Origin of the sequence: Plantibacter sp. VKM Ac-2880, assembly GCF_015351235.1 — a bacterium.
In the GTDB taxonomy this organism is placed as follows: Bacteria; Actinomycetota; Actinomycetes; order Actinomycetales; family Microbacteriaceae; genus Plantibacter.
In genome coordinates this window covers 50,302-66,048 of record NZ_JADKSJ010000003.1, presented here as the reverse complement: position 1 = coordinate 66,048, position 15,747 = coordinate 50,302, and the positions used below count along the sequence as shown (strand labels likewise).

Annotated in this window: 16 protein-coding genes; 3 read left to right on the top strand and 13 right to left on the bottom strand. The window is 64.9% G+C overall.

Annotated elements, in window-relative coordinates; all coding sequences use genetic code 11:
* Positions 1 to 114: 114 nt before the first annotated feature.
* A complete protein-coding gene (locus ITJ57_RS18930; RefSeq protein ID WP_194671608.1) occupies positions 115 to 291 on the top strand; it encodes a hypothetical protein in 177 nt (58 codons plus the stop codon).
* A gap of 206 nt (positions 292 to 497) precedes the next feature.
* Positions 498 to 947 carry a hypothetical protein gene (locus ITJ57_RS18925; RefSeq protein WP_370582509.1) on the top strand — a complete coding sequence of 150 codons (450 nt, stop codon included), beginning with the start codon at positions 498 to 500 and terminating at the stop codon, positions 945 to 947.
* Here ITJ57_RS18925 and ITJ57_RS18920 read toward each other — a convergent pair.
* The 3 genes from ITJ57_RS18920 to ITJ57_RS18910 all read right to left on the bottom strand — a co-directional run bounded on the left by ITJ57_RS18920 (position 901) and on the right by ITJ57_RS18910 (position 6,413).
* On the bottom strand, positions 901 to 1,950 hold the full coding sequence (locus ITJ57_RS18920) for a TetR/AcrR family transcriptional regulator (protein ID WP_194671607.1): 1,050 nt from the start codon (positions 1,948 to 1,950) through the stop codon (positions 901 to 903). The genes ITJ57_RS18925 and ITJ57_RS18920 overlap by 47 nt on opposite strands.
* 5 nt (positions 1,951 to 1,955) lie before the next feature.
* Positions 1,956 to 2,423, bottom strand: coding sequence for a hypothetical protein (locus ITJ57_RS18915; protein ID WP_194671606.1), 468 nt, complete (start codon positions 2,421 to 2,423; stop codon positions 1,956 to 1,958).
* 114 nt (positions 2,424 to 2,537) lie between these two features.
* Positions 2,538 to 6,413 (bottom strand): DUF11 domain-containing protein, encoded by a 3,876-nt coding sequence (locus ITJ57_RS18910; RefSeq protein ID WP_194671605.1) that lies wholly within the window; start codon positions 6,411 to 6,413, stop codon positions 2,538 to 2,540.
* Positions 6,414 to 6,989: 576 nt separating this feature from the next.
* On the opposite strand from ITJ57_RS18910, the gene ITJ57_RS18905 reads away from it, so the two are divergent.
* Entirely contained in the window at positions 6,990 to 8,468 is a 1,479-nt protein-coding gene (locus tag ITJ57_RS18905; RefSeq protein ID WP_194671604.1) for a LuxR C-terminal-related transcriptional regulator, read from the top strand.
* A 1,129-nt stretch (positions 8,469 to 9,597) separates the two neighbouring features.
* Here ITJ57_RS18905 and ITJ57_RS18900 read toward each other — a convergent pair.
* The 10 genes from ITJ57_RS18900 to ITJ57_RS18855 all read right to left on the bottom strand — a co-directional run bounded on the left by ITJ57_RS18900 (position 9,598) and on the right by ITJ57_RS18855 (position 15,723).
* Entirely contained in the window at positions 9,598 to 9,942 is a 345-nt protein-coding gene (locus tag ITJ57_RS18900) for a hypothetical protein (protein WP_194671603.1), read from the bottom strand.
* Entirely contained in the window at positions 9,939 to 10,625 is a 687-nt protein-coding gene (locus ITJ57_RS18895) for an SOS response-associated peptidase (protein ID WP_194671602.1), read from the bottom strand. Before ITJ57_RS18895 ends, ITJ57_RS18900 begins: the two co-directional genes overlap by 4 nt.
* A 75-nt stretch (positions 10,626 to 10,700) precedes the next feature.
* Positions 10,701 to 11,357, bottom strand: coding sequence for a hypothetical protein (locus tag ITJ57_RS18890; RefSeq protein WP_194671601.1), 657 nt, complete (start codon positions 11,355 to 11,357; stop codon positions 10,701 to 10,703).
* On the bottom strand, positions 11,354 to 11,755 hold the full coding sequence (locus tag ITJ57_RS18885; RefSeq protein ID WP_194671600.1) for a hypothetical protein: 402 nt from the start codon (positions 11,753 to 11,755) through the stop codon (positions 11,354 to 11,356). Before ITJ57_RS18885 ends, ITJ57_RS18890 begins: the two co-directional genes overlap by 4 nt.
* A 1-nt stretch (position 11,756) precedes the next feature.
* A complete protein-coding gene (locus ITJ57_RS18880; RefSeq protein WP_194671599.1) occupies positions 11,757 to 12,248 on the bottom strand; it encodes a hypothetical protein in 492 nt (163 codons plus the stop codon).
* Between the two features lie 185 nt (positions 12,249 to 12,433).
* A complete protein-coding gene (locus ITJ57_RS18875; RefSeq protein WP_194671598.1) occupies positions 12,434 to 13,159 on the bottom strand; it encodes an ATP-binding protein in 726 nt (241 codons plus the stop codon).
* The gene (locus ITJ57_RS18870; protein ID WP_194671597.1) at positions 13,156 to 13,485 is read right to left on the bottom strand and encodes a hypothetical protein; all 330 of its coding nucleotides are present in this window, start codon (positions 13,483 to 13,485) and stop codon (positions 13,156 to 13,158) included. The genes ITJ57_RS18875 and ITJ57_RS18870 overlap by 4 nt, the downstream gene beginning before the upstream one ends.
* Positions 13,478 to 13,999 (bottom strand): hypothetical protein, encoded by a 522-nt coding sequence (locus tag ITJ57_RS18865; RefSeq protein ID WP_194671596.1) that lies wholly within the window; start codon positions 13,997 to 13,999, stop codon positions 13,478 to 13,480. The genes ITJ57_RS18870 and ITJ57_RS18865 overlap by 8 nt, the downstream gene beginning before the upstream one ends.
* Positions 13,996 to 14,532: a DUF6611 family protein gene (locus tag ITJ57_RS18860; protein WP_194671595.1), complete on the bottom strand. Its 537-nt coding sequence runs from the start codon at positions 14,530 to 14,532 to the stop codon at positions 13,996 to 13,998. The genes ITJ57_RS18865 and ITJ57_RS18860 overlap by 4 nt, the downstream gene beginning before the upstream one ends.
* Before the next feature lie 216 nt (positions 14,533 to 14,748).
* Positions 14,749 to 15,723 (bottom strand): DNA-processing protein DprA, encoded by a 975-nt coding sequence (locus tag ITJ57_RS18855; RefSeq protein WP_194671594.1) that lies wholly within the window; start codon positions 15,721 to 15,723, stop codon positions 14,749 to 14,751.
* Positions 15,724 to 15,747: the final 24 nt, after the last annotated feature.

Sequence of the window (15,747 nt, the reverse complement as noted above, 5' to 3'; positions counted from 1 at the left end):
TCCTCACCACTCACTTTTTCACAGGCGAACTCCTGTTCCGAAGCCTAACCTCGCGCCATGGGAGATGAGATGCGTAATAGTCCTGAAACCCGATTCCGACGGAAGCGAACCGCCGTGGCCATCTGGGTCGCCGCAGCCGTTGCCGCTGGGATCGTTGTCATCGTGCTCGGGCATCCGGTCTGGCTGCTCGCGGTGGCCGCAGCCCTTCTTCTGCCGTACTTCGCGCTCGCGTCAGGATTCCGACAGTGGACGAACACACCTCAGGGCTTCAGCGCCTGGCTACACCGCTAGCTGAACTCCACGGTTCCCGACTCAGGGGCACTACCCCTTTTGCTGGTGACACACCTCGCACTCGCGTTGGGATTCCACCACTGGATGAGCACCGCTCACGGTTTCCGCGTCTGCTCGCGCCGATGAGATTCGGAGACCATCGGTAAGTCGCAGAAGGACAACGCTTCGCAGCCAACACCTCCCACGAGCTCAGAACGCCCCTCAGTATCACGCGGACAGTTCTCGAGGTAGCACTTGCAGCCCCCGACCGAGACGCCACCGCTGTCTTCAACCAACTCGAAGCAGTAAACGATCGAGCAATCGCTCTGGCTGAAGCACTTCTTCTCTTCAGCCGAGCCGAGCGGAGAGTCTTCCTTTCAGAGCCAGTCGACCTCTTCCCTCGTCACAGAGGAGGTCACCGAGACGCTCCTCCCCCTGGCCGAGCACCGGGACATCTCCATCTCGACCAGCGGCTACACCACCCGTGCGTTTGGGTCCCCGACGCTCATCGCACAGATCGCAATGAACCTCGTCCACAATGCCATTGTCCGTGGATAGGCGTGTGCGCGGCTAATGAGATGTGCGGAAGCAGAGAGCACTCATCACAGCGGGCAAAAGCCATTTCCTGGCCTAGTGAACTAGTTCGTTGCGGTGTCTGTCCTTCCGCCGTTCGGTGATAGTCCACATCGCAGCGCCGATCGCTGCTCGACTTGCTTCAACGTCAATGACCCACACTTTGTCGACCAGCTGGGCAGTGAATACGCCGCTCACGATGCGGCGTGTGATCGAGGTGTTGCTCATGTGCAGGCGGACCCCGAGATGATTCATTGTGAGGGGGCGCTGAAGACCATCAACGAAGTCAGCCTCGATAGCTGCTCGAAGTCGCACCCAAGGGCTGTCGTCGCGTCGTGGCGGCATGACTCTCTCCTTTGCTCTGTGCAGTGCCGTGGTGGTGAGTACGCTTGGAGCGCTTCTCTGTGGCGCGGGCGTAGTCGGCACCTTCTGAATCTCAGCTCGTCGCGGCGTTACCTCCCGAGGTGCAGGTTTTGATGCCGATCGCGTTTGCTCGTCGAGCTCCACCATCGGTTCCTGCTCGAGCAGGTGGGTGACGGTGCGAGCTCCTTCTCGCATGAGGCCGACACTGGCTTCGGCGGTGTAGCCGGTGCCCGCGGGCGATTCCGGATAGATGGCGTGAGTGATGGTCACGGCGATCAGGGAGGCCACAGGTGCAGGAAGCCGGAACGGTGTTCCGATCAGCCGCATTTGGGTGAAGTCGGCCAGACCATCTCGCAGCGCCGCGTGTGCCGCAGGATCTTGTTGCGCGGTCACGTAGACCTGCTGGTGATGCCGCACATGGTCGAGCAGTTGCTCGATCAGCTCATGAACCGAAAGAGGGCCTGAGATCTGTTCCCGTGAGGTCCACTCCAAACGACGCCGCATGGCTGCACGGAGGAACGCGGTCGGGTTGGGGGTATGCGCGTAGAACGTGGAGCGGTTGATGCCGGCGTTGTCGGTGATCTCGGTAACCGACAGCTTGGTCGATGGTCGCTCAGCCGCGAACGTCAGGATGGTGTGTTCGAGGGAGGCTTGCGTCTTACGTTGACGCGCGTCATGACGCCAGGTGACCCTCGAAACGAGTCGCCTCGATGCCACGGGAACGGGGGCGGTATTCGCGCTCATAACGATCAGGAAGCTGCGACGCCGCGGAGAACACATTTGGTGCCGTCGGGCGCGGCGAAGGCCGCAGTCCCGTCCCAGTACCTGATTTCTCCGGCAGGAACGTCCACGACCGTCGTCGTTGTGGCGAGGATGGTGGCGGTGGCGGTGGTGAAGAACACCGTGAGGGTGTAACTGGTGTCGTTCTTGGTGGTGTTGGCGATGGTCCCAGTCATGGTCCAGCCGTCGTCCGTTGCTGTGCAACTGGTGGTCGAGACGTTCTTGCGGGCTTTGGGGTCGTTGGGGACATCGGTTGGGATCTCGGTCGCGCCGACCGCTCCGGGCGGGAGCCCCTCGGCGGAGTACAGCGGTGTACTGGTCACGGCGGGTGTTGCGCTCGAGCGGTTGTCAGGGGTGTTGTTGGTGCACCCAGTCAGGGTGCCGGCGAGCAGGATGGTTGAGGCGAGGAACATCTTGCTGGTGGTGGTGCGACGCATGAGGGGTCGGCTTCCGGGTGAGACGAAACTGGTGGCAGCCCTGAGCGTTCCGGAGCTACCACCAGTTCGTGATGCGGGCCTCCGTCCGCGTGGTGAGCGGACGGCGGCTGGTGGTTAGCGCATGCTGCTGTGTCGGCGGTTCCGGATCACCAGCGCACCTCCAAGGAGCAGCAGCACGAGAGAGCCGCCGATGAGGAGGCTGGTTCCTTCGACACCGGTCGAGGCCAGCGGCGGCTTCGGTGGCACCGAGATCGACACGCTCGACGGCGGCGAATCGATCGGGGTTCCTCCGGGCGGGGTGCCGGTCGCGGTCGCGGTGTTCTTGATCGGGCCGTTCAGCAGATCGGCCGCGGTGACGGTATAGCTGGCCGTCGCAACAGTCGACTCGCCCGGCACCAGGACCCGTGTCGAGTAGCTCACCGCGGACAGCTGTCCGGTGCCGGTGAAGGTACCCTCAGCAACGGTGACGTCGCGCAGGGTGACATTGCCGGTGTTGGTGATCAGGAACGAGTACTGCACGACCTGGCCGGCAGCGGTCACCGCATCACGGTTCGCGGACTTCACGATGGTGACGCTGGGCTTGGGGTCCAAAGGAACGTTCACCTCCGACGGTGGTGTTGTCGGCGGCGGGGTGTTCGGGTCCGGCGGGGTCGCTGTTGCCGTTGCCGTGTTCCGGACCTGCCCGTTGTCCACGTCTGCCTGCGTGAGCACATACGTGGCCGTCGCGGTGAGCGCCTCCCCCGGCACCAGAGTGCGCTTGGGGTAGGTGATCTCCGACAGCGTCCCGGATCCGGTGAACTCGCCCTCGTTGACGGTGACGTTCGTCAGCGTCGTGTTACCGGTGTTGGTGACCACGAACGAGTACGTAAGTTCCTGACCGACCTTGAAGTTCGTAGCATCGCCAGGAGACACCGACTTCACGATGGTCATCGACGGGTCCGGCTCGATGAGCACGGTCGTCTCCGACGGCGGGGTCGGATCCAGCGGCGGACCGCTGGGCGGAGTCCCAGTTCCCGTCGCCGAGTTCGTGACCGCGCCAGCGTCAACATCCGCCTGCGTCAACACATACGTCGCCGTCGCGGAAGTGGACTCTCCTGGCGCCAGCGTCCTCGTGGGGTAGCTGATCTCAGAAAGCTCACCGGTTCCAGAGAACTCGCCCTCGTTCACGGTGACATCCGTCAAGGTGACGTTGCCGGTGTTGGTCAGCACGAACGTGTACGTGATGGTGTCACCGACCTTCCCGGCCGAGGCCGGGTCCGCGGACTTCACAATCGTGAGTCCCGGGGTCGGGCCGGCAGTGACGGTCGCGGACGACGGCGACGTGGTGATTGCCGGACCTGTGGGCGGGGTGCCTGTCGCGGTTGCACTGTTCGTGATCGAGCCGGCGTCAACATCAGCCTGCGTGGCGGTATACGTTGCGGTGCAGGTTTCCACCGCACCGGGTGCCATCGAAGCAAGGCCAACAGGGCACGTGATCATCGGTGCGGTGCCGGTCCCGGAAAACGCAGTCTCAGCGACCGTGACGCCAGTGAGGGTGACGTTGCCGGTGTTCGTGACCACGAAGGAGTACGTCACCACATCACCTGCAGCAGCGACCGTCGTCGGGTCAGCCGACTTCACAATCGCAAGCGACGGGTCCGGCTCGATGAGCACGGTCGTCTCCGACGGCGGGGTCGGATCCAGCGGCGGACCGCTGGGCGGAGTCCCAGTTCCCGTCGCCGAGTTCGTGACCGCGCCAGCGTCAACATCCGCCTGCGTCAACACATACGTCGCCGTCGCGGAAGTGGACTCTCCTGGCGCCAGCGTCCTCGTGGGGTAGCTGATCTCAGAAAGCTCACCGGTTCCAGAGAACTCGCCCTCGTTCACGGTGACATCCGTCAAGGTGACGTTGCCGGTGTTGGTCAGCACGAACGTGTACGTGATGGTGTCACCGACCTTCCCGGCCGAGGCCGGGTCCGCGGACTTCACAATGGTCATCGACGGAGAGTTGGGTGCTGGCACAACCACCGTGTCCGGGTTCGACGGCACGGGAGTCGCAGAACCCGGAGGGGTTCCGTTCGCGATCGCAGTGTTCGTGATGCCACCGTTGTCAACATCGGCCTGCGTCACCGTGTACGACGCGGTACAAGTCACCGTGTCAGCAACAGCCAGACGAGCCGGCGGGCAGACTGCCTCAGAGATCTGACCGGAACCATCGAACGCAGTCTCATCGATCGAGATGTCGTCAAGCGGCACATTGCCGGTGTTCGTCACGAGGAACGAGTACGTGATCGTCCGCCCCACCGTGAACGTCGACGCGCCATCAGGCGACGCGGACTTGTCCACCGTCAACGACGGATCCGCAGCCTCAACCGGTGTGGTCGTGGTCGACGGGGTCGACGTAATCGGGGTCGTCGACCCTGGCGGCGTACCAGACGCGGTCGCCGTGTTATCGACCGAACCAGCAGCCTCATCATCAGCAGTAACCGTGTATACCGCGGCTGCTTCACACGTTTCGTCAGCGCCAGGAACCAGCGTGGCCTCGGGACATGTCACCGCCCCAGCCTTCGCATCGTTGACAGTGATCGATGACAGTGCAACTTGTCCAGTGTTGGTGACCAGGAAGCTGTATTGAATAGTGTCGCCGACGTCGGTGAGCCCATTACCGTTGACGTCCTCCGGCGTGCCGGCGGACTTCAGGACCGTGATGCTGCTGGGGACGGCCGTCGTGGACGACGTGTTGTTCTCTGCGACCGGGTCGGCCTCGTTCGCGGTCACGGTCGCTGTGTTCTGGATGGGGGAGGTAACGCCCGCGGGAATCGCTGCGGTGATTGTGAAGCTGGCAGAGGCGCCGACAGCGAGGGTACCACCGGTGCACTGCACGTCGTTGCCCGTAACCGTGCACGCAGCGTCCGGTGATGCGACATTGGTTAGCGGTGCCGGCACAGAGTCGTCCACCACGTACCCGCTGGAATTGCCCGGACCGTTGTTCGTGACTGTGAGCGTGTACGTGAACGTTCCTGCGTCCGGAGTGAACGTCGCGGGCCCTGTCTTCACAATCGCGAGGTCGGTCGGTAGACCCGGGGAGGCCGCTCCATCGTTGTTCCCGCTGGCTGGTCCAGATTTCGTCGAGACCAGGGTGATTGTCGGAGCGGAAGCGGCGGGGTCTACGACAGAGAGCTGGTATACGGTACCGGAGGTGTTGGCAGAGAAGCCCAGGTTTCCGTTGCCGAAGGTCCACGCGGCACCGAAGCCCTGCGAGTCCAGCGCCATGCCGGCGGGCAAGGGCAAGGTGGAGAGACCTCCAGAGACCGGGTCGATGCGAACGATGCCTTGAGTTGACAAGCCAGCGTTCGTAACACCCCAGAAGTACCCGTTGGCGAAGGTGAGGTCCGAAGTCGTATTGGGGGCGCTAAGCGTGATGGTTTGCGCAATCGTGCCGGTGGTGACGTCGATTGCGAGCATTGTCGTATCTGTGCCCGCTACAGAACTAGTGATGTAGAGGTACCCGTTCGGCCCGAATGCACCGACGTTCCAAGGGCCTGGGGAGAAGGTAGCCGTGCCGACCTGGGTGACGACGCCGCCCTCACCGATCCGGATCAACGAGTTCCCGGGGATGGGCCCGGGGGATCCGGGCACGATGATGCCGTAGAGGTAGTTATCGGCGGTGTTGTAGGAGATCGCGTTGTAGACGGAGGCGGACGTCGGCCCCTCCGCAGCGAAGGTCACATCGCCAGCGGCATTAGTCGTCGACTTGTAGAGGGTTGTCGGGTTACCTTGTGCAACGAAAACGAGCGGCTCGCTGGGCGGAAACGCATCCCCAGGGGCCGCGTTAGCCGTGGAGGCACCGCCGAACGCAGCCAGCCCGAGGCCGAAGAGCGAAGAGGCGAGCACTGCGAGCGCTAGCAGCAGCGCTGATCCTCGAAACGGCGTACTGAATGCGGCGAGGCGTAGATCCTGACCGAGTTGGACAGCTCCGGGTGGTCCGGAGGTTGGGCGGAGTCTGTTCATGTCGGGATCTTCCTGTCGCGGTACGAGTGCACGAGTCGCCGAAAGACCAACACGCAAGGGTCGACCAGCGTTCTCAGTAAATTGACAGGTGTTGTTTTTTCCTAGGAACGGGGGGAAACATGCCCCCCATTTCACCTCGACTTCATACCGGGATGAGTTTCATCATGGTAGGGGAAGCCCTTACTCGGCCCCTACGCTCATCTGTGTTCTTGGTCGTCGTACCAATCCGGAACTCATTTGTGTGTCCGAGGACGGTGTGACCTCGCGCTGTTTTCACCTGTTCGGATGCCGCGATCAAGGGAGAAGCGCGCATGTCGATGCGGTGGAACGTGGTGGCCGACGAGACCCGCGAGGCGCTCGTCTCGGAGACCGCCTCCAGTCGATTGTTGAAACTACTGGGAGTTCTGCCGGAACTACCCGGATACGGTCACGACTTGGCACTGGGTGGCCCTGCAAGTGAGCAGGGGGTCTACCGTGAGCACACAACGCATACCCGGACCCTGTCTGCGATGAGATTGCCCCGGCGACCTCTCTGCGTCCAGAGGGGACTCCATGCCTAGGCTGAGTATGAGCGCAATGGCGCAATCGCAGGACTGGGCCGCATTCGCTGCTGCCGTCGACACCAGCTTCTTCGCACGTCTGCTCGTTGAACCCGAAGCGCTGCTGGAGGGCTTCGCCGCAGCTCCGGAGGTGTGGTTGTGGGAGAACCCCCGGTACCTCATGGCTGGAGCCATTGCCCAGGCGGCAACGAACCCATACGCACTCATTCCCGCCGCCATATTCGACCGCTTCGCTGCTTGGGTTGAGGAGCAAGATGTCCCAGCGGCCCGGGACCGTCTCGGGGTCATGCAGACCCAGCTGCGCGCCCTCATCGCCGCCGGCCGAATCGCAGACGCCGACGAAGAAGCGGACGCTTCGCTGCGGTTGATAGCCGAGTCGAAGGACACCGACGGGTTCGACGACATTCTCCCGTCCGTGTTCATCAGAATAGGGCTGGTCAAATTGCTCCGCGGCAACTTACGCGACACTATCGGAATCTTCATGGAGGGGACCCGACGCGCCGAGGCCACGGGCCACCCCTGTGCCCCGCACGTCAGCAACTTCGCGGCGCTTGCCTACGCGCTCCTCGGCAACTTCGCGCAAGCTGAGCTCGTCCTCAAGGAGGTTCCGCGCTCAGACCAGGCGACCGGCCCGATGCATGCGTTCTACTGCACCGTTGCGGAGTACGCCAAAACACTCATCGCGCTGGGGAGCTTTGCGACGACGGACGTTGAGAGCAGCGACCAAGAGTTTGGCGCGGGCGAGTTTTGGTGGATCAGCTCCCACATCCACGCGAAAGCAGCGTTGACCGGATCTGAACAACCATTCGCCGCAGCTGTGCTCGAGGACGTGCTGGACCATCACCGAGACTTGACAAGCGCGGGCACACTTGCGGGGAGCACGCTTCGTGTGGATCTCGCGAACCTCTACATGGCCACACAGAACTATCAAGCTGCAGCACACGTCCTGCGAGACCCAGCAGCGACAAGCGCGCACGAAGCGGTCTGGTCAGCGAAAGCACGCCTCGCTCTCCTCACCGGGCGACCAGAACGTGCGCTGAGCCTCGTCTCCGCTGCGCAGCAGCTCCACGGCGGCCGCCACCGCACGGCACCAGCGCTGCTGATCATCAAGGCGGCCGCAGAACACATCCTCGGTGACACCTCCTCTTCCGCCGAATCACTCGAGCGGGCAGCCGAATCCGTCCTCCGAACACACAGCTTCCGCGAAGTCGTCGAAGCTCATCCGAGCATCCGAAGCGAGCTCGCCCGAAAAGTATCACTACCGTGCGAGCTGCCGGACGAGGTCTACTCAAGAGCCGAGGCCATCCGACTCACCAGACGGGAGCGCGAAGTCCTCGACGTGCTCGACCAGCACCGCTCGATCAAGGAAGTCGCCGCGGCATTGCATGTGTCCCCACACACGGCGAAAAGCCATCTCGCTTCCCTGTACAAGAAGCTCGGCGTTCATAGTCTCGAGCAAGCGCTTCGCGTTGCCGACTCTTGGCGCCTCGGCTGAGTGTTCGCAGCCGTCACGGGAAAGCGGGGTTGATCCGGGGTATCACTCACCCGGACAACCCCGCTCCTCGGCGGACGTGCGGACCACCGTTCGCCGCGATCCCGAAATGCTCACAACGAATGTTCTCACCGAACCGCATCAGCTCCCCCGCCACAAGGTGCCTCATCACACTTTCATCCCCAGGTGGACTTCCGACTCGGGAGAACGGTTCGCGAAGGTCAGTCGCTAACGCATGACCATGGGCGCGAAGAACGAACCATTCTCGGAGCGGGCTTGCGCAATCCTCAGTATCGTTATCGCTGCGGTCTCTAACTCCCTCATCGCATCAGCTGCGCGAGATAGAGGAACGTGGACCTGCTCAGTGCTCGCCTGCTGAGTACCGCTACTGCTCGCAGCACAGGGCATCAGGATGAGCCGGCAACCCGGTGCCATCTGGCCAGATGGTCAGCCGTCGGGCCGATCGTGGGTGCCGTGCTCAGCCTCATCTTCCTCGCCACCCTCGCATGGCTGCTCATGAACCCCTAGAGCGCTTTCATTCGGCAAATCACGTCACGATCAGCCCCGACCGGCGTCCCTCCAGTGAAGGAGGCGGACGAGCACCGTTCGATGACCAATGGACCTATGGATAACCCTGACAGCTCTCACCAGCGCGCTCGGCGCAACGGGAGTGATCATGATGCTGACCGCCGGACGACCCCGCCAGCGTCGCCCAGCCAAGGCCGCATCCACGCGGGGGAAGAGCCCCTCGCCCATCGGCAGCGTGTGAACCACACACCCTCCCTACCAGGCATCAGCGGAAATCACCGTGCGCGCGCTCGACCCTGACGCACGCCCCAGCCCATGCCCCTACAAGACCAGTGGATGCGCAGCGTCAACAGCGCACAGAGATTGATCGTCAACGGCTCCACGGCTAGGCCGTACTACTCCCCGCCGGCACACTGAGACGGGACACCGCGGTGCCCCCGAGGTTCCCATCGACGCGGCCTCTGCCACGCAGCGCTGCGAGCTCATGGCCATCTGTTCGCTCGGCGAGCACCGTGGATCGCATGCCAGCGACATCGGGTGCGGACACCTCGACCTCAATGGCGGCGCGGTCACGTACGGTAGCGAGGATCTTCACCGCTCAAGCCTACGAGCCGTACTCGACATCGGCGAGGTCGTCGTCGTCGTCTCCGATGGCGTGGAACGTCAGGGACGAGTAGGTCGAGCGCAGATGGCGGAGGAAGTGATCCATGTCGAGGCTGGCGGCGTGAGTCCAGAACTCGATCACCGTCGGTTGTTCCTGGTGGAGCCGTGCGAACAACGCAGAGGCGATGCCAGTGCGCTGCAGCTCCTCTGGAGTCTCGACATGCGCAAGATACAGACCGCCCTCCACCGCGTTTGCGCGGAGCTGAGCAGCGCCGAACTGCACCAGCGCGTCGTGCGGCTCTCCCTCCGGTGCCGAGCCTCGTTTGTAGGTGATCTCGTGCGTCACGGCAGCGGCTCGATCAGGTGGGGCCCGTTGTTGCGGACGCTGTTCACGTCGCGGGTGACCTCGTAGTGGGTGAGGTCGTGCGCGACGGCGTACGACTCCCGGTCGAGCAGCTGCAGGAGCTCGTCGACGGAGAGGTGATCGCCCAGCCAGTCGTCGTACGCGTCCGGCGTCAGACATGCCGGCATGCGGTCGTGCACCTCCCCCGGCGCCACATGCGAGTCGCGGGTGATGATGGCCATAGACAACCGCCACTTGTCGGGGTCGTCCTCGTCCTTCGCGGGATCCGGCCAGGCGCTCACGAGGCCGGCCATGGCCTGCGGCGCACTCTCGTCGTGGATGAAGTGCGGTTGTTTGCCCGTCTCGGTGACGGTCCATTCGTAGTACCCGGCGGCAGGCACCAGGGCCCGGCCAACTGCAAACGCCTTGCGGAACAACGGCGATTTTGACGCAGTCTCCAGTCGTGCGTTGATCGGTTGTGGCCGATGCTTGGTGAAGTTCTTCGCCCAGCTCGGCACGAACCCCCACCGGACCGCCGGCGCGGTGCGCTCACCTTCCCAGGTTCGCGCGACCGTCACCGATGTTGTGGGGGCGACGTTGTAGTTCGGCCGAGGGGGCTCGAAGTCGGTCACGAGGTCCGCGAGCAGGGCCGAGCTGGATTCGGTCACGACGAAACGTCCGCACATCCGGCCAGCCTAGAGCCAGGACGGCGCCGCGCACTCGTCTACTGCGGTGCCGCGGCTCAAGGCGCGGTCGCCGACTTAGGACGCGACTGCGCCGGCGCGCGTCTCGGCGGCACGCGAGCGGATGAGGACGGTGACGTCGCGGCCGTTGGCGCTTGGCTTGATCTCCACGATGAGTCCTGCGTCCCTGGCTGAGGCGAGGGCCTCGAGGATCATGGGGTCTTGCTGGACCAGCCGCAGAGAGCTGATCGATGGCCTGTCCGTGTTGGTGCGGAGGTGGGCAGCTCCCTGTCCCTTGGCGATCCGTTGTCCGGGGAGCAGCGATACCTCCCCGTGTTCGTGACGGAAGATCATCGACCGGCCTGGTCCGTAGCCGTAGCCGAACGTTCGTCCGTCGTCGGCGGCGAGCAGGCGGACCACCTCGGCGGGGATGCCGTCCAGCGGGTTGCCGGAAGGTACCCACTGGACTGCCGCTCTCACCGGTGCGGGCTTCGACGGGCTGGCGTCTGCGACGCACTCCAGCCGCGATTCCGGGTTGTCTTGGAGCGGAGCACGTCCTCCGAGCTGCTCGACGCTGTGCGGGGCGCACATCGAGATCCACTGCCCGTCGACGAGCACGACAGCTTCGGTGTAGTCATCACAGCCGCCCCAGTCGCAGGTCGGACCGTAGCCACCGTTCGGGCTGTGCGCTTCACGCGGACCCCATGGACGCAGGGTGGTGATCTTGGCGCTCATGAGCCGGACACGAGGTCGGCAGTGCCTGATCCGGCCGCCAGCTGTAGCGCTTCGACCCGTGCGGGATTCTCTTCTCGCCACTGGCGCCAGCTCTCGTCGGTGAGCATGTGCGCGTTCCACTCTGCGGTGTCCGGTTTCGCCGTCGCGTCGGCGTGGAGCTTGGCGCGGTACAGGTGCTCCGTGCAGAAGAACAAGCCGCATCCCGAGTCCTCGAACTCGGGATCGCGCTGGTCCTCGGGCAGTTCGAGCCAGGCGTCTTCATCCGCGTGGCCAGCTTCGCACTTGTAGCCGAGCCCGCGGTCGATTCCCGTGGTGCATCCGTCGAGGTCGCATACGGCCGGCACGCCGTAGCCAGCCCACCGGTCGTTGCTTCGCTCTTCGTAGACGGCGTTCCCCATGTCAGATGTCCTCTCGTGACGCGTCGCTCGTTTGCCGGGGATGATGGCGTAGCCGGCCATGGAGCACACCCGGTTGCGCCACCATGAGATCGAAAACGTCCGATCGATCACCGTCGCTGAGCATGTCCTCAGGCCTGTGTGGGCGCAGGTTGGCGAGCCAGCTGGCTTGAAGGCGCTCGCGCTCTTCGACCGGGATGAGATGCGGCGCCGCGGGCTTCTCCGGGTCGACAATGCAGGGATCCCAGTCGAGGTTCTTCATGGCGTCTTCCTTCTTCGGAGGCAGGTGGTTCGTCTCGTGCAGTCGGGTGAGCAGCGCTCTGCCGGTCGGCTCAGGAAGGTCGAGCGCGGGGAGGATCCGTTCGATGATCTCGTCGGAGACCTCCGCCCAGGTGCGGACAGGGTGTCCCCCGAAGCCTTTCACGATGACGGTGAATCGGCCGTCCTCCTGGACGTGGAATCCGCTCTCGCCGGGGAGCTTGGAGGCGTCGATCATCAGTGCGATGACGACGTAGGAGTGCGGGATACCTTGGGCGTCTGCGTGCTTCGGGTTCGACCAGCTGAACAGGTGGAGCAGCTGCTTGCGGCCGTCCGTGTGTGTGCGGTGGAATCCGATGAATCCTGGCGCTTCGTGGTGGACGAAGCCATGAGGTTCGAGCATCGTTCGAGCCTGGTTCGCCGTCACCATGACGTTCCCTCCTGTGCGTCCTCTGCCATCCCGGAGCCTCTCGCCTCGATGCCAATCGGGCGGGGCCGCCCGTGGTGTCCGATGATGTGCCCGGTACCGGGGCCGGCCATTGAGCCGGTGAAGGGATCTCCGAAGAGCATTCGTGAAGCGGCTTGGGAAAGCTGGCCGAGTCCGATGCACGGTGAGAGGACGTCACGGAAGTGTCCGGCGAGGAGTCGGCCATCGAGGTCGGTCATCGTGATCAGCAGATGCACCTCCACGGATCGGCCGTACATGGCCAGCGCTGTCAGGTTCTCGAACGCCTCCTCGTGGAGGCGGGAGGGCTCTTCGATCACAAACAAGATCGGGCGCACCGACTCAAGCGGCGTCTCGGTGCGGCGCCGGTAGCGGTCGACCATCACGGTGTGGGCGTCGTCGACGAGCGCTTGGCGGTCGTTCTCCGACTCTGCCAGCCGGTCGACGCCCGCATCGTCGCGTACGGCGTTCGCCGTCCCTGCGGCCATCCAGGTCTCCCAGCCGGCTGTTCGCACCTCATCCAGCAGGTGCCGGACGAGGAACGTCTTCCCGCTTCCGTCGGAACCTGCCACCAGGAGATGCGGGTCCCGCTTGGGTACCCACATGAGTTCCCCGCGTCCGACGTTCGCGAAGGGGAAGCTGACGTTGTCGCAGGACGCGCGCGGCACCCCGCCCCGGGGGTTGGGAGTGCGATCGAGGTTCATGCGAGGCTCCGTTCGTGGACGTGTTCGTTTGCAGATGGGGACGATGGAACCGGCCCCGCCATGTAGCGCTCGCGCGGGAACATCGGGCTGTAGTCGAGGTCTGAGAACCCGAGAGCCCGCATCCGCCGGCCCATCATGAGATCGCGTGCCCGCTCGTTCACCGCGATGGAGAACATCGCGTCGGGCTCGACGGTGGCCGCTGCGGCGAGCGCGCGTTCTGCGCAGCGTTCGGGGTCGTCGGGGAGTTCGCCTTCGGTGAAGATGTCGACGTAGTGGCGGCCGTCGGCGAGGAGGGTGAAGAGGGCGGCGCGGCCGAGTTCAGGCATAACGACGCACCCCCTCGGCGGCGGTGGTCTGGCCGCACCAGGAGCAGCGGGTGGGGCCGTGGTCTTGGGCGCAGAGCCAGGGTGCGGGGTCGTTGAGGTGGTCCCATACCCAGGCGGCGAGGTCGGGGGTGACGTGGCGGAGGCCGAGGCCGCCGGCGTGGGGGATCTGTTCGGTGAGGGTGCGGGGGTTGCGCATGACGAGGTGGAAGCAGTCGTCTTCGGCCCACTCGGAGCAGAGGCCGGTGGAGGTTCGATCGTTGGTGGTGTCGGCGCAGGTGGAGGCGTGGTGGACGTCGATGAGTTCCACGACGCCGAGGAGCCGGCCCGGTCTGATCTTCTGGCGCTCGGCGCCGGTGAGGGCATCGTGGTCGACGCGGCCGGCGGCGTGGATGAGGATCGGTCCGCGGTAGGCGCCGACGATGTTGCGGGCTCGGTTCTCCACATCCTTGCCGTCGTGGATGAGGCGGTGCGCCCAGGGCTCACGAATGGTGATGATGCGCAGCGGTGTGGTCATGGTCGTGTCGCCTTTCGTTCTGAGGAGGGCAGGGCGCGGTAGATCGCGGCCCACTCCTGTGCGTACTGGGCTGGGCTGATGCGGCCCTCTCGTTCGAGGGCGTCGAGGAAGTTCAGGTGCGTCTGCAGCTCGATGAAGGGCCCGTCGGCGGGGTGGAACCCACGGCGCGTGCGGGCGATGGGAGAGCGGATCTCGCGCGGCCGCTGCGGCTGCCGACTGGCCAGAACGTGGATGAGCGTCGAACCGAGCAACCAAACGGCGACGGCGGCCGTGATGACGAAGATCCACTCGGCGCGCGTGAACAGCAGCGTCGCTGCGAACACCGTCAGCGCGAGGACCCAGGCGTAGCGCTGCCACGTCGCGGACAGCAGCCACAGACGGTGTCGGCCGGCAGTCGTCCCCGGTGGAACGATGACGAGCCGCGCCTCGGGCGAAACCAACGGCACCGGGGGAAAGAAGTACCCCCAGGGACGCGTGCACGCGACCCCCTCGGACACGGCCTGCGACAGCGTGAGCTCACGACGACGACTCATCGCCCACACCACCCGGAACCCGCAGACAAGGCGCCCGAGCGCCTCGCTGACGCCCTCACGACGTCGCCACCGATAGAACCCATGCCCACACCCCGCCCGATCAACACCCGGCTGCCACAGCCAGCAGGAACAGCCGAATCGCCGCCCCTTACCTAGAAGGGGCACACCGATCGGACGAACTGGGACACGACGGTCCGAGATCGCCTCCACGGCGATTCACTGCACCCGCCGACCAACCGCCGACGTCGGCGCCTTCCCCGACCACGACCCCAGATCCCGCCACGTCTCACTCACACCACGCACGAGCTCGTCGACGTCGTCCACATGCGTCACCAACTCCGCACCGAACCCACGGATCAACCGATGCGCACCCGCAGCCGGGCTGTACACCGAACCCGGCACCGCCCCGAGAAACCGACCCAGCACCCGCGCGTGACCGGCAACCTGTATCGCATCACTGCGCTCGCCGCATTCGAGGGCGATGGTGGCGGACGTGAGGGCGGCGAGGAGGCGGTTGCGGTTCATGCCGCGGAGGCGCGTGGCGGGTTCGCTGGGCGGGTGCTCGCTGATGATGCAGCCGTGCCCGTCGAGGATCTGTTCCATGACGGTCTCGTCGACGTCGGCTGCAGCTGAGCCGATCCCGCCGGGTAGGGCGATGATGAGGGGCCCTCCTGCGGCGAGCGCCGCGGTTGCGACGGCCTGGTGGGTGCCGGTGCCTGTTCCAGTGCAGATCGCGTAGGAGCGGGTAGCGAGGCCGGCGGCGAAGTCGTTGGCGATCGCGCGCCCGTATCTCGTGGGCTCGTGTCCGCCGACGAGGGTGACGCGGTCTGCCGTGGCGAGGTGCTGGGGGTTGCCGCGGGCCCAGATGACGAACGGTGCGGCGTCGGTGAGGTCGTCGAGAGCGGTGGGCCAGGTGTCGTCGCCCGGGATCAGGGTGATGGCGTTGACGGCATCGGTGCGGGCGATGTCGGTGGCGATCAGCTGGGCGAGCTCGGCACCGTCGGGGGCATCGAGGAGCTCCTGGGCCAAGGCGATCGCGCCCAGGTGTTCGAGGCGCTCGGCGAGGGCGGGATCTCCGGGGGTGTGACGGTAGGCGAGCGCGATGCGCGCCAGTCGCGCGGGGTCGTCACGGAGCGGATGGGACGGCGGGAGCAGTCGGACGAGCTGGCCGAGGGCAGGCTGAATGCGCATGATTCTCCAAGCGATAATGATAAA

Coding starts and splice junctions, on each gene's coding strand:
- ITJ57_RS18920 (WP_194671607.1), bottom strand. CDS start 1,950: ATGAGCGCGAATACCGCCCCCGTTCCCGTGGCATCGAGGCGACTCGTT.
- ITJ57_RS18915 (WP_194671606.1), bottom strand. CDS start 2,423: ATGCGTCGCACCACCACCAGCAAGATGTTCCTCGCCTCAACCATCCTG.
- ITJ57_RS18910 (WP_194671605.1), bottom strand. CDS start 6,413: ATGAACAGACTCCGCCCAACCTCCGGACCACCCGGAGCTGTCCAACTC.
- ITJ57_RS18905 (WP_194671604.1), top strand. CDS start 6,990: ATGGCGCAATCGCAGGACTGGGCCGCATTCGCTGCTGCCGTCGACACC.
- ITJ57_RS18895 (WP_194671602.1), bottom strand. CDS start 10,625: ATGTGCGGACGTTTCGTCGTGACCGAATCCAGCTCGGCCCTGCTCGCG.
- ITJ57_RS18890 (WP_194671601.1), bottom strand. CDS start 11,357: ATGAGCGCCAAGATCACCACCCTGCGTCCATGGGGTCCGCGTGAAGCG.
- ITJ57_RS18885 (WP_194671600.1), bottom strand. CDS start 11,755: ATGGGGAACGCCGTCTACGAAGAGCGAAGCAACGACCGGTGGGCTGGC.
- ITJ57_RS18880 (WP_194671599.1), bottom strand. CDS start 12,248: ATGATCGACGCCTCCAAGCTCCCCGGCGAGAGCGGATTCCACGTCCAG.
- ITJ57_RS18875 (WP_194671598.1), bottom strand. CDS start 13,159: ATGAACCTCGATCGCACTCCCAACCCCCGGGGCGGGGTGCCGCGCGCG.
- ITJ57_RS18870 (WP_194671597.1), bottom strand. CDS start 13,485: ATGCCTGAACTCGGCCGCGCCGCCCTCTTCACCCTCCTCGCCGACGGC.
- ITJ57_RS18865 (WP_194671596.1), bottom strand. CDS start 13,999: ATGACCACACCGCTGCGCATCATCACCATTCGTGAGCCCTGGGCGCAC.
- ITJ57_RS18860 (WP_194671595.1), bottom strand. CDS start 14,532: ATGAGTCGTCGTCGTGAGCTCACGCTGTCGCAGGCCGTGTCCGAGGGG.
- ITJ57_RS18855 (WP_194671594.1), bottom strand. CDS start 15,723: ATGCGCATTCAGCCTGCCCTCGGCCAGCTCGTCCGACTGCTCCCGCCG.